The 12,945-nt window shown below is 48.9% G+C and carries 10 protein-coding genes and 3 pseudogenes; 9 read left to right on the forward strand and 4 right to left on the reverse strand.

The genetic code is table 11. The features are described 5' to 3' along the window. Positions 1-102: 102 nt before the first annotated feature. The 6 genes from ACOKS3_RS18785 (at position 103) to ACOKS3_RS18810 (ending at position 6,411) form a co-directional block, all read left to right on the forward strand. On the forward strand, positions 103-1,251 hold the full coding sequence (locus ACOKS3_RS18785; RefSeq protein WP_087535168.1) for a tyrosine-type recombinase/integrase: 1,149 nt from the start codon (positions 103-105) through the stop codon (positions 1,249-1,251). Further along, positions 1,244-2,902, forward strand: a complete 1,659-nt coding sequence (locus ACOKS3_RS18790) for a hypothetical protein (RefSeq protein ID WP_087535169.1) — start codon at positions 1,244-1,246, stop codon at positions 2,900-2,902. Before ACOKS3_RS18785 ends, ACOKS3_RS18790 begins: the two co-directional genes overlap by 8 nt. Beyond that, entirely contained in the window at positions 2,902-3,450 is a 549-nt protein-coding gene (locus ACOKS3_RS18795) for a hypothetical protein (protein WP_463581450.1), read from the forward strand. The genes ACOKS3_RS18790 and ACOKS3_RS18795 overlap by 1 nt, the downstream gene beginning before the upstream one ends. A gap of 41 nt (positions 3,451-3,491) precedes the next feature. Further along, positions 3,492-4,642, forward strand: a protein-coding gene (locus ACOKS3_RS18800) for an IS3 family transposase (RefSeq protein WP_087535084.1) whose coding sequence is annotated in 2 segments (ribosomal slippage) — positions 3,492-3,726 and positions 3,726-4,642 — 1,152 coding nt in all. Because the reading frame shifts where the segments join, the coding sequence is not laid out codon by codon here. Continuing rightward, positions 4,635-6,026, forward strand: coding sequence for a site-specific integrase (locus ACOKS3_RS18805; protein ID WP_463581451.1), 1,392 nt, complete (start codon positions 4,635-4,637; stop codon positions 6,024-6,026). The genes ACOKS3_RS18800 and ACOKS3_RS18805 overlap by 8 nt, the downstream gene beginning before the upstream one ends. After that, a complete protein-coding gene (locus tag ACOKS3_RS18810; protein WP_236166877.1) occupies positions 6,010-6,411 on the forward strand; it encodes a TetR family transcriptional regulator in 402 nt (133 codons plus the stop codon). Before ACOKS3_RS18805 ends, ACOKS3_RS18810 begins: the two co-directional genes overlap by 17 nt. Positions 6,412-6,671: 260 nt before the next feature. Here ACOKS3_RS18810 and ACOKS3_RS18815 read toward each other — a convergent pair whose 3' ends face one another. Next, complete coding sequence (locus tag ACOKS3_RS18815) at positions 6,672-7,037, reverse strand: histone-like nucleoid-structuring protein, MvaT/MvaU family (protein WP_087535173.1); 366 nt, start codon at positions 7,035-7,037, stop codon at positions 6,672-6,674. Positions 7,038-7,377: 340 nt separating this feature from the next. Further along, a pseudogene (locus ACOKS3_RS18820) lies at positions 7,378-7,554 on the reverse strand (carbohydrate porin); the annotation flags it as partial. A 169-nt stretch (positions 7,555-7,723) separates the two neighbouring features. Here ACOKS3_RS18820 and ACOKS3_RS18825 point away from each other — a divergent pair. Next, positions 7,724-7,957, forward strand: a pseudogene (locus ACOKS3_RS18825) (2-keto-3-deoxy-L-rhamnonate aldolase); the annotation flags it as partial. Between the two features lie 134 nt (positions 7,958-8,091). On the opposite strand, the gene ACOKS3_RS18830 reads toward ACOKS3_RS18825, so the two are convergent. Together ACOKS3_RS18830 and ACOKS3_RS18835 are read right to left on the reverse strand one after the other, a co-directional pair. Beyond that, complete coding sequence (locus ACOKS3_RS18830) at positions 8,092-8,850, reverse strand: hypothetical protein (protein WP_140400455.1); 759 nt, start codon at positions 8,848-8,850, stop codon at positions 8,092-8,094. 77 nt (positions 8,851-8,927) lie between these two features. Then, a pseudogene (locus ACOKS3_RS18835) lies at positions 8,928-10,114 on the reverse strand (IS1182 family transposase); the annotation flags it as partial. A gap of 439 nt (positions 10,115-10,553) precedes the next feature. On the opposite strand from ACOKS3_RS18835, the gene ACOKS3_RS18840 reads away from it, so the two are divergent. Together ACOKS3_RS18840 and ACOKS3_RS18845 are read left to right on the forward strand one after the other, a co-directional pair. Beyond that, complete coding sequence (locus tag ACOKS3_RS18840; protein ID WP_206405305.1) at positions 10,554-11,741, forward strand: hypothetical protein; 1,188 nt, start codon at positions 10,554-10,556, stop codon at positions 11,739-11,741. 128 nt (positions 11,742-11,869) lie between these two features. After that, positions 11,870-12,871, forward strand: coding sequence for a hypothetical protein (locus ACOKS3_RS18845; RefSeq protein ID WP_140400457.1), 1,002 nt, complete (start codon positions 11,870-11,872; stop codon positions 12,869-12,871). Positions 12,872-12,945: the final 74 nt, after the last annotated feature.

A 12,945-nucleotide genomic window follows, 5' to 3' on the forward strand; every position in this document is an offset into this window, starting at 1 on the left:
ACCATCTGTTAGGTGAAGTGCTAGCATCTCCTCATACCCACCCCACTCAGCTGGCTAGCCCCAGCCACCTCCCACGAAATCTGCTCTTGAAAGGACCTACTCATGCACCTGATCTGGGCAACCGAGGATTATCAGCTCTCAGGCCGTCCCCTAGCTGGGATGCCAATTCTCCTATGGGACACAATGGAGAGCTGCATCCCTGTAAATGACTTTTACAGAAGTCACCTGACAAGAGCACAAATAAGCTCAGGTGATTCATGGAACGCAACTGGCCAGGCTCTTTACGACTTCTTCTCATTTTTACAGGCCCACAACCTAGACTGGTGGGACGTAGATAGAGAGGAGTCCAAAACACTACTAAGCGCGTATCGCGATTATTGCTTCACTGAGCACAATCACGGAAGAAACACAGTCAGACACCGCATGCATTACGTCTGTAAATTCTATGAATATGCGTATAAAAGGAACTGGATTTCAAACCTCCCCCACGACTTCGAAGTTAGATCCGCAAAGACCGGAAGCGGGTTCTTAGCTCACGTTGACGCGCGCGGCAACAAGGTAAAAGCTAACGATGCGATGCCCCGCAAGCTTAAAACCCTCCCAAAATATTTAACTAGAGACCAGATCAAAGCACTCATTAGCTCCATTCAAAACGTACACCACCGAATGCTCGTAAGCTTTGCGCTGCGCACGGGTCTGCGCCGGATGGAGCTTGCCACCATCCCTATTGATTACATCAAAAAAGCATTGCGCGACCGGGGAAAAACTCGAAATATTTTCCTCCGCCTTGATCCATCTGACGGGTTTGGGATAAAAACTAAAAGAGGTACAATTAGAGATGTATACGTGAGTCGAAAATTCCTACTTCAAGTTGACCAGTACATTACTCAGCATCGCGGCGAAAGATGCTCACTAGGGGCTGGCGACAGCGGAAGACTGTTTCTGAACCAAAATGGCCAGCCTTACGCCAATGAAGGAAAAGGGTTAGAAAAAATTGTGCGTGACATCGGAAAAAAAATAGGGTTGGATGTACACCCACACATGCTGCGACACTCTTACGCCACCCACACGTTGATTTCTTTGCAGCGGTCCCGACTCGACCTAGACCCACTAATCTATCTGAGCAGCCAACTTGGCCACAGCTCGATAGAAACAACCAGAATCTACTTACACATTGCAAATGATTACGTCGACAATGCTGTACTCCAGTATGACGACGAACTGAATGAAATAGGATCAGCTGATGGGTAGAAAAAAGAAATTCAGCACTACCGACATATCCATTCCTGAGATAGACGGTAGCCTCAAATTCAAGAACCCAAGCATTCAGGAACTCATTGCTAATCCGATTGTGGAAATACCACCTAACACCTTCCAACGGGCAAGCCTCAGCTTTGCGGAGTGGTACGGCGGAAAAATTGATGCAATCACCTATATCTGCCACGTTCAAATTCTTCGTTTTTTTGCCAAACAAGATAAGGAACTGGAAGTATATACAGTATGCTCAGTCTACACCTCAATCACGAGGATGCTTGATTTTGCGGCGCTACGAGCTAATGCCCTAGATAGCATCCTCACACCACAAGATATCAATCGCCAGTTCCTCGATGAGTTCATTCGCCACCTATCAAGCCACGGAGGGGCTATCACCTCTCATCGTAATCACTACGCTCATGTTAAGTGCTTACTGGTACCGCTGGGGCGCCGTGGCATCATAGAAGTTGTTACTCATGGGAAAGACAAGACCTTTCCAACGAATCCCTTCCCGAATAGCAACAAACTTCAGCAGGGCGAGACACCACTCACCAACAAAGAAAAAAAAGCAGCCATTAAGGCACTGCGAGCAGCAATTCTTCCGATTTGGGATCTTCACCAACCACTCACAAGCGATCTGATTAGCTATTGTTTGTTGGTAGTTGCGTTTCACACGGGACGAAACACGACACCGCTACGTGAGATGACATCCGACTGCCTCAGGCCGCACCCTAAAGATAATACATATTTCCTATCTCTCTGGAAGAACCGCGGACACAATACGAGCAAAATAATCCTACAAAGCAACAACGATGGCGAAGGAGGAACGGAGTCAACGACTTCAATTAGGTTCAGTGTCGAGCGTTTAATACGGCAAGTCATTTTCAGAACCGCCTTACTTCGCAATCAGCATCCAGAATTCGATGACTGCATTTGGTTGTATCATAGCCAAGAATATCAAACCGTGGGCACTGTCAAGCGGCTGTCCCCCCGAGCAATAAGCTCGGCAACCACAAAGCTAGTGTCAACGCATGGACTAACCGACGCAAATGGGGACCCCCTCAGACTGAATATCAGCCGTTTCAGAAAGACATTTGCGAACCGGGTTTATGAAATTCTAGACGGTGATATTTATGGGGTCGCAAGTGCATTAGGCAATACCGCCAGGGTAACAGATACTAACTATTTGGCAGCATCACTGGAAAGCAAAAAGAAATGGCGATTTATGGGGGAAATTCTGGTGAGCGAATTGCTGACAAAAACAATTGGAGCCACCTATCACCAAACTCCCGTTGCGAAGTGCTCCAATGGCAGCAACACCCCGGACCCGAACGAGAAGCAAGGGCTCTGCACTAGCTTTCTTAATTGTTTAAGATGTAGGCACTTTGTGATTACTGCTGAAGATCTCTATAAGCTTTTCAGCTTTTACTTTCGGATATACAGTGAGCGCAATATAATCTCGAAACACCGCTGGGAAAAGGAACTCTCCCACATACCCAGGCTTATTGATATTTATGTAATCGCGGAAGGCCTCCGCCGGGGTATTTTCAAGCAGCAACAGGTTGATGACGCTAAAGCTCTTGCTCACAAAAACCCTCATCCATTTTGGAGCGCCGATACAATCCCCACCCTAGAGGTAATTGCGTAATGGAATCTATTGCACCCCCTTCCGAGCCATTTTTCCCCAAACCAGTGGACTTCAGCAAAACCTCGATTGACTACCAGAACCGTCTAATAGTGTCTGCCGTAGTGATTGACGGCGAGTTTGTTATTTTAAGTCGTTTCGGCGACGACACCTGGCACTTTAACAACACCCCAACCAACACAGGAAAATATCCATCCTCGATTCAGTTTGAAATCTACCCTGAAGTTTACCGACAAACAATAAAAGAAGTTGCCTTCTGCTATTTAACTCGCGGCCGTGACAGCCGACGCAAAGCTCAAGAAAGTTCAGCCCATCGATTTGTAGTATCCCTGAATCCTTTCATTAAATATTTGGAAAGACTAGGACTACCTGACATTCAAAAACTTCAACAACCCATATTCAGCAACTTCGTGCATGAAAGCAGAAGCTTGATCAGCGACATTACAAAAAAACCACTCGGCAAATCGGCCCTTGTACAACGCTTCGTAGGAGTTGAGGCGCTTTATGAGTTGAGCCAGTATACCAAAACTGAATCGCCCCTGGTTTCGTAGACACCTCCAAGCCTCATAATGAGGCCCAAATAGGAGGTGCCATGAGTCGTCAGCGTTACCCCGAAGAATTCAAGATCGAAGCGGTCAAGCAAGTGACCGAGAAAGGCAAACCTGTCGCCGATGTCGCCCAGCGCCTGGGCATGTCCGTGCACAGTCTTTACGCCTGGATCAAGGTCTACAGCAAGCCCCAAGAGCAGCGTCAGCAAGACGACGATCAGCAGGCCGAACTGCGCAAGCTACGCGCTGAACTCAAGCGCGTGACGGAAGAGCGAGACATCTTAAAAAAGGCCGCCGCGTACTTTGCCAAGGAGTGCGGCTGAAGTACGCCTTCATCAAGAAGCACTCGACTGATTACCCGGTGCGGCGCCTTTGCCAAACCCTCAAGGTGCACCCCAGCGGCTATTACGCCTGGCTGGCCGAGCCTCAATCTGCCCGAGCAAAAGAAGATCAACGTCTGCTTGGCTTGATCAAACACGCTTGGCTGGAAAGCGGAGGTGTATACGGCTACCGCAAAATTCACGATGACCTGCGTGAGCTGGGAGAGGAATGCGGCCGAAATCGAGTCAGGCGCTTGATGCAGGCGGAGGGACTGCGTTCTCAAACGGGCTATCGGCGGCGTCCAGGGTTCTATGGTGGAAAACCAACAGTGGCCTCGCCCAACCACCTCGCGCGGCAGTTCAAGGTAAGTGAGCCGAACAAGGTCTGGGTGACAGATATCACTTACATCCGCACCTATGAAGGGTGGCTCTACCTCGCGGTAGTGCTGGATCTGTTCTCACGCCAAGTAATTGGTTGGTCAATGAAGCCAAGGATGTGCAGCGACCTGGCTATCGACGCGATGTTGATGGCTGTTTGGCGACGCAAGCCTCAGCAGCAAGTTATGATTCACTCAGATCAAGGCAGTCAGTTCAGTAGCTCGGATTGGAAAAGCTTTTTGAAGGCCAACAATGTAATCAGCAGCATGAGCCGGCGGGGAAACTGCCACGACAATGCCGTAGCCGAGAGCTTTTTCCAGCTTTTGAAGCGAGAGCGAATCCGACGAAAGATCTACACAACCCGTGAAGAAGCCCGAAGTGATATTTTCGATTACATCGAGATGTTCTATAACCCTAAACGCCGACACAGCAGTGCTATGCAGCTGTCTCCAGTAGAGTATGAGAAACGCTATTTCCTGAGCTTGGAGAGTGTCTAGAAAACCAGGGGCGATTCAAACGCCCTTGATCGAACATCCTTGGCCAGACTCTTCAGCTGTGATTCTTGCGAATAGAACTGGGGCAAACGCCCCTCACAAACACCAGAGCTTAACACCACTGATCCCAGACGACATTTTCTGTGCAATGTTCAAAAAAGCACATGATCAGGTAGAGAAGGCTGATTACTTGCTCAACCTGAGAGACGAAATGGAGAAGATAAATAAATTGCCAATCACTGAGGGAAAACAACGAACCCTAAAAAACAAAACGCTTTTGAAATTAGGTTACCCCCACAAACCTTTTGATCTAAGAAAAGAACTAACTGACCTTCGAACTTCTTGCTACATCATTATCGCTGCGACATCAGGATGTCGCAATCATGAGCTAGCTAATCTACAGAACGGATCTCATCATAAAACCGAAGATGATGATGGCGAAATATATCATTGGATGAGAGCCGTGTCGGAAAAAACCTATGCTGGACCTTCCGACTGGATGGTACCACCCGTTGCCGTCCGAGCGATTCGAATAATGGAGCGGTGGGCGGAGCCCTATCAAAAGAAGATTGCAATAGAGATTGCAGCACGACGCAAAGCCAATCCTCGCGATCCGGAAATAGCACGTGCCGCGAAGCATGCTAAAGCGTTGTTTCTTGCAACCAACAAATCTGGAGGTGTTGAAGGATGCCGTTCCCTCGGCAACTCAGGGTGGAATGTTCGCCTTCAAGAGTTTGTTGATAGTGCGGGATTGAACTGGGAAATAACAACGCACCAGTTTCGTCGAAAATTTGCAAACTATGCTGCCCACAGCAAATTTGGCGACCTCCGCTATTTGAAAGAACATTTCAAGCACTGGTCCATGGACATGACTCTGCTATACGCGATGGATGATACTTGGGGTCAACACTTTGACCTTGACTTGCTTTTCGAGGTAGAGAGTGAGGAGCAATTGATTAAAGAGGGAGTGGTTTCGCAGTGGATCGACGAGAAAAATCTCGGAGGCGGGTACGGTCGAAGCCTGAAAGGCTGGCAACGCGATCCCCTGAATCTGGCAATTTTTCCGGATCACGCGACGATGATCAAATCGATTGCTGAGAGCACTGCGATCCGAAGCAATGGCCATTCATGGTGTACAGCCGATGACACCGGGTGCGTTGGAAATACCGTGGAACGGAGCCGCTGCGGTGACTGTACCAACGCGGTTATTGGCAAGGAGCACGCGCCCATCTATCAAGCACTCTATGGCAACCTACAGAATCTTCTCGACTGTAAGGACATTGGCGAGCCAGGTATCATACGCGTCAACAGGGATCTCAAGCGTTACGCCGCAGTGCTTGGTGATCTTGGTATCAATGTGGAGACTAACCTTGGACAAGCCACGTAAGCCGCATCAAGACCGAGAAAAAGAAATCTTGCTGGCTGCGGCCGCCATCGAGAAGGGCCGATCCAAGATTGGTGAAACTAAGGTCAGCATCTCGGCCGTAGCTCGCGAGCTTGGAATTTCGCCAGCCCTCATTCACAACCATTATCCAAAAGCTGCCGAAGACATCCGTCTGCGCCAGGGTAGATCTAGCCGTATGCAGCGTGACGTGAAACACGATCAGCTGAAGGAAGAGCGGAGAAAAAGCGCGGATTACCGAGAAGAGATCAAAGAACTTCGCCTTCAGGTCGCGAAACTGGCCTCACTGAATGAAATGCTTGTCCTCGAAAACCGAAAACTGAAAGCGCAAATGGAAAACTCGAACATCGTCGACATTAGGAAAAACTGACTCGGATGTGCCCTCAGAGCCCAGCCCGCCTAGACCTGCGCTCCTCAGCCTATCGATCAGAGACTGCGGACCACGAGCGTGCAAGCCCCCGCATTCATAGATGATTACGGCTGTGTTCAAGTCACCCAGGCGTGGTGAAGGGACCGTAGATGCAGACTATGAATCTATTTACCCGTTCCACGGAAATTACCCAGGGGGCTGGTGCTCCGAAAGCTCGTATGAGCCCCTCTTCCTTCAAAATCCCTTCAGCATGATACGTATCAGCGCGTGAGCCAAGATTCCACGGTATCCGAACCATGCTCCTGCTTCCACTGCTTCAGAAGACGATGATTGCCGCCCTTCGTCTCAATCACTTCACCATTGTGAGGATTTTTGTAAATTTTGACTTCCCGAACTTTCCGCTGAAGCTTCGGAGCAGGCGCTCCAGAGGCTCGACGGGCGGACTTGGGATCGAGGATATTAATCACGTCCCGCAAGCTAAACCCGTAGGTCTCCAACAGCGAGCGAAGCTTTTTTTCGAATTCGATTTCTTCTTTCAAGCCAGCGTCATTCTTCAGATTTTCCAGCTCGGCGAGCTGCGCAGCCAAATTGCGCTCAAGTTCCCGAAACTCTGCAAGTCGAGACATAAAAAATATTCCTTATGCTGGATGATAAAGTTGCATAGTAGACGTTTTGCTAGCTCGCTGCACTCGTTTGAGAGTGCCCCAACCCATGCCACGACCTAGGCCAACCTGTGCAATGAAATCAACGTCGGATGACACTGGCGCCCTAACATTCGATTTGATTTACCAATCATTCGCCAAGGCTCTGTACGTTGAATACGGGAATATGAGCAACTGGAGGCCAGTCGAGAGCCGCGTCATCGCGTGCGAGAGATCAGGAGGAGGCTTGCACCTTCCCCCCTAGCATCATCCACAGCCTTAACTACCTGGATGGCGTACGAGCTGTGAGTTCGGTCGAACCTTCATCCTTGGAGTCAGTACTGCTGTAGTTATACCCTGCGCGATATTCACCCGGTAGGCCACCGAGTCGCGGCTGCCGTTCGATCTCCACAGGTAGCATGGCACCCTTTGTGCCGCTACCGCTGAGTTTGAAGCCGTTGCGTGATTCGGTGTTGGAGTGGTTCTCCTCGTACACGCCAAGTCCTGGTGCGCCAGAAGCCTGCTGAGCAGCGACGATGAACGCATCGCTCGGTTGGTGGCGGTGTAAACCGTCGAAGACGCGCACTGGCCCGTCCGTCCCGTGAAATGGGCCAGCAAGCCGACTGTTATTCTCAGCACGCTTGAAGTAAGGCAGTAAATCCTTGTAGCTCCACCCAGAAGTCCAGGCAATCATTGAAGATTCTATTATCAGGATTGGCAAGGCACGCAAAGCCGGGAATCCTCACCACCGACGAAAAACTGGCTCGTCGTTAGATTGAGCTGGGGGCTACCTTCGTGGCAGTAGAGGTGTAGACAGGACAGTGCTAATGCGAGGCCTACACGCCCTCGCTGGCAAGTTCAAGGAAAGCACTGTGACCAGCAGCGCTGGTGGCGGCGTGTACTGAGCCTTGCAGAATACAAAAGGGGCGCATTTGCGCCTCTTCTGATCTAAAAATTGATATTGAATTAGCAAGTAGCATCAAAAAGGATCTAGCACGGACCGTACGCGTCAATAAGAAGCTATAAGAACAGATATACTCTAGAGAGTCCTTTCTACCTTTTCTGGCGGCACAATGCCACAACGCTCATAAGGCGCATTACTGACCAAGCGAACCGTGGTGAAATACGGATATAGGTTTTGTACTTCCCGAGCGGTGCAATTTGTGGTTTCCACATTTGCTCCCTGCTGGAAAGCCCACCATGTGAGACTAGTTAAGGGCTCTATATCCTCATATCCCCCCTTGCGCGCACTAACGTAGCGAGTCAACCTGCTTATATACATTGGGAGATCTGCAACAGCTATACCGCCGATTCGATATCTAGCCGCATGAAATCCAAGCCAAAGACGATCGTCGTACAAAATCCTGTCTTTACCTGCTAAAATCATCCAAATGCATGCTGACTGACACTCCCCTTCAATGTAATTTCCAGCAGCGCCCTCCAACCGATACTTGAGTGCCAAGCAAGTTTCCAAACTGTGAGAAAAAATGGCGTCGGCGATTTCCATCGCACTGTCGCTTACGCCCCCTCTCGACGACACACATACTTTTTGAATTTCAGGATGCGCAGCAATCAATTCCTCTAGTTCTTTTTTTACCCGCCGCGCACCTAGTTCATTTACCTTTCCATGAACCAAAAAAACCTCATCAGCGCAACCACCTACCTCACACACCCTCGCTCTACTGATTGAAGTTTCCGGCCATACGAACCAGGCGACAAAACCTGCATGTAAACAAAGGAAGACAGCAATAATTGCTATATGCATTCCACTTATCGGCAGCTTACCAAATCGAAACAAGTCGTAATCCTTCTAATCCAAAATCAGATATTCTCGCGCTCAAGGAGCACATTAGTCATGGTTGCCTTAGCCAAGCAGTCCCAGCGCTTTAATCGCCGCTCTTTACCGGTCGTACACTGCTTCTGCATGGAGCAGTTCTGGCATCCTGAAAACCAATAGCAGTTCAGTAACATGCCGTCTTCCACCGAGGAATGCCGGCGCGTCAGCAACTGGCCCGCGGGGCATCGATATTCGTCCGAAACAGCCATGTAGATGAAGTCCTGCTTGCCGAATCGGCCATCCGCTTTGCTGCTCGATGTCAGTGGTTTCGGTACAAAGGTGGTGATGCCAGCTTGCTCGCAAGCAAGGATTTCCGGGCCTTTGTAATAGCCTCGATCAGCAACCACCGTCAGCGCCTCAGCACCGATTTCTTCACGTGCCTGGTTAGCCATATTGCTCAGTTGCCCGCGATCATTACCAACGTTGGTCACCTCATGGGCAATGATCAGATGGCGTTTGTCGTCGACTGCTGTTTGTACGTTGTACCCAACTGTGCCGGAGCCTCGGCCGCTTGTGGCCATCGAACGGGCATCTGGATCGGTAAGCGAGATTTGCTGATCGAGACTGGCTTTAAGCTGCGCCTCGATGTCCTTGAGTTTTTGCATCTGCTGTTTCAGCTTTTCGACTTTGTCTTTCAACCGCTCAGTCTTGGCCTCAGCCACTTCCGGCGCTGCCCGATCCGCTGAATCCATTGCCGCTAGATAGCGGTCGATGCTCTGCTCGATCTGCTGCATGCGCGCCTTCACTTTGCCTTGAGTGAAATTGCGGTCGCGGTTATTCACGGCTTTGAATTTGCTGCCGTCGATGGCGCTGATCGATTGAGAGAAGAGATTAAGGTTGCTGCAAAGCACAACGAACTGCCGGCAGACGCTGCGAATGGCTTTACCATTGTACGGAAGTCGGCAATTGTTTTGAAGTAAGGCGCCAATCGCCCCGTCAGCCACATCAGCTCGACATTGCGCTCGGCCTCACGCTCAAGCCGGCGGCTGGACTGAATCCGATTGAGATAGCCATAGATGTAGATTTTCAGCAGGACTGCTGGATGGTAGGCCGGACGACCCGTTGCAGCCGGATCGACACCCTCGAAGCCGAGTGATCCCAGGTCGAGTTCATCGACGAAAACGTCGACCACCCGAACTGGATTTTCTTCGGTGATGTAATCGTCCAGGCACTCCGGCAGCAACGTGACTTGCGTCCGAGACTCCCCTTCGATGAATCGCTTCATGACCGTCCCCACCACGACCTCGACGATCAGAAGGTTAGACAATCGCAGGCGTTTTCACACAGCCTGGGTCGATAGCAGACGCCCACGACCGGCCGCTCTCGACCCACAGCAGACACATTAACTCAACTCTAGCTCAGGCCCCTCCCCCCTTGCTGTCTTTTCTTGGAACCCTGGCCCCTTCTGTCTAACAGGCCTGGTGTTGAAGGAAGGAGTGAGATAGGGAAGGCTTGTCGCACGCACATCTGTTGTGGGGAGTTTGTGTAGGTCAGCGAAACAGATTTGCAGGGTGCATGAAATCATCACGCTGGTCTTGACGCTTCTACATATCCGGCTCATTTGGGAAGCCAGTTGGGATGCGACTTACGCCAAGACGCGCTGATGCACAACACGCATCGAACGGGGTAAACTAGAGACGTCAAGTTATTTGAGAATATTAGCGATGCGGTATCTCACAACCAAAGGATTGTTTGCCCGTGCTTTAGGAGAAGGTCGATATGTCTTGGAGGACGTATTCGGTGTATGCACCATGCCTTTCTTTGCCGTAGATATAGCTGAGGTATCAAAAATTGTAAACTCCATAGCGCGCGTGAGCATTATATGCAGTGAAGACGATTTAAACTCAATGGCTTCGCCAAAATTCGTTAATTGGTTTCAGCTAGAGAAATATTATGTTGCCGGAATTTCAGATCACTACAGATACTGGCAGGTAGGTAGAAACCTTGTAGCGACCTATGACAAGTTTTCAGCTATGCTCCCTATTGCTTATTTCGAGTCAGGCTTTGGCAGCGGAAGCAAGGACTCTCTTGAGTACATAGACAAAAAAATCTCCACTACTGCAAAGAACCTCCTAACTCCGTACACACAAAACTGTATAGCCATTAGGCTTTCACATACACAAATTCAGCGTATGTGTAGTGACCTAATGTCACTTCTGCATCGTTCGACGCGTTCGCTTTTAGACTTCCTGACAACTCAGAGAAAAACCATCGCTGAAGAAAGCTGGAGTCGTGAGCATATGAAGGTGCGAGAAATAGTTCATTCGGGACCAAAGTCATATCACGCGGCAAGCCTCGCTACAATGTGTGTAATCTCACTATGCACATCCCTTGACATTCTGAGCAAACTCATACACTGCCTAAATAACAGCCCTCGTCCGATAGAAAAATTCAGATCAAATCAAGGAAAACATTTTTCTGATCTATTCAAACTAAAAGGTAATACGCTTCCGCAAGTCCTTATTGATGGAATTCTTGAAAAATGGAAATGTTTGCCAGGCGCATTGTCATTAATTCAATTCCGCCACGATCTAGTCCACAGTACTGCTGCCCTGGAGCTTGAAAAAATTTATGTTGGCTGTCAGACAGGAGAGATAAATGACTTACCGCTGCACTACTGCTTCGTACCCTGGCGCGATTGCAATACACAGGGTCAGCCGATGCGCTACCTTGGCCGCGAATATTTCACTTCGGAAGGGACCGACTTAGAGTCACAGCTTTTGTGCTGGACAAAAAGTGTAGTTTCCCTCCATCTCTACGCCGGAGAGCAGATGCTTAATTTTCTGATAGCGCAGACAAAAGACGACATTGATGTTAATTTAGTGAATACTCTGAATGATCGCGAGCTATGAAATAATGGGAGTAAATCAACACGGGCCATCTTTAAGGCCGTGATCCGTCGCAAGGTACAATGCCTGCGCCAAAAGGAAAATAAGCGCCAAAGTGCACTTTCGTTAAATTCAGGCTTGTGGCATTACCTATGGCAAAAATCAGCAAGAAAAAAGTTAGCCGCGCGTATGAGCGGATGACTCAAGGAAGCCTTATCCAATCACCGAGGCGGCTTCTTTTTACTCACAGCGATAGCACTATTGCTGAAAGAGGATTTTATTACGCAGACACAGTGTGGGGCTGGGGTGGCACCGGAATTTTAATAAAATTTGAGGAAAAATTTTTTATCCTCACTGCTCAACATGTAATCAGTGAGCATGTACCGGACCAAATCTTTCAAAATGAGTCCCCTTTCTTTTCCCATGTATTCAGTAAAAAATTCAGTTCATCAATAGAAGAGTTTTCATTCCCTATACGGGGTTGGAAAATCGGGCAACTAATAACTAACGATTCACCAACCATCGATAACGACGACATTGTACTGATCGAGCTAGGGGATTTGTTTCTTTACCCAGATCGCTTTATTGATCTAGACGCGCCCCACTCTCCGCAGGGGTTGCCATTGAAATCAATTTTTGAAGGTATGTATCTCATCGTTTCTGGATTCCCTGCCCAGAGAAATGACATTAATTATCACTACGAAAATGATGCTCCGTTTGTACATACAGTAAATCTCTCCAAAGATATCTTGCCAGGGAAATGCGTATTCGAAAACGGGTTCCCAGTCGTGAAGCTGAATAAAAATTCAACACACGATGAGTTAAACGGTATGAGTGGTGGCATTGTCACAAACCTTCAGCCAAAAACGAATCAAACCGAATGGGTTGGACTGATTCAAAAGGCTGGAAATGGGTATGTGCATTTTTATCCAGCTGCTTGGATTATTCCTGCTATCAGGCGATTTAAGGAATGCGAGTCTTACATTATAGATCCGGCAGCTGCGTTTTCAGATCCTCATTTGCAGGGGACGCCTGAGGTAATTGCCGAGCGTAGGAAATTTTACAAAGATATCCAACGGCTCACAGAAAAGCACCGCGGTTCAATTTCAGAGGACGAGCTTGAAAGACTAAAGCGGTATTTGCCCCATAGCTAGCATTTCTGGAAATTTTGAAGAGAGTGTGCAAATCCCACGGCCAAACATTTCTACGACATGACTCGACGAGTAGA

It is taken from the genome of Pseudomonas sp. HS6-2 (assembly GCF_049325675.2).
In the GTDB taxonomy this organism is placed as follows: Bacteria; Pseudomonadota; Gammaproteobacteria; order Pseudomonadales; family Pseudomonadaceae; genus Aquipseudomonas; species Aquipseudomonas putida_N.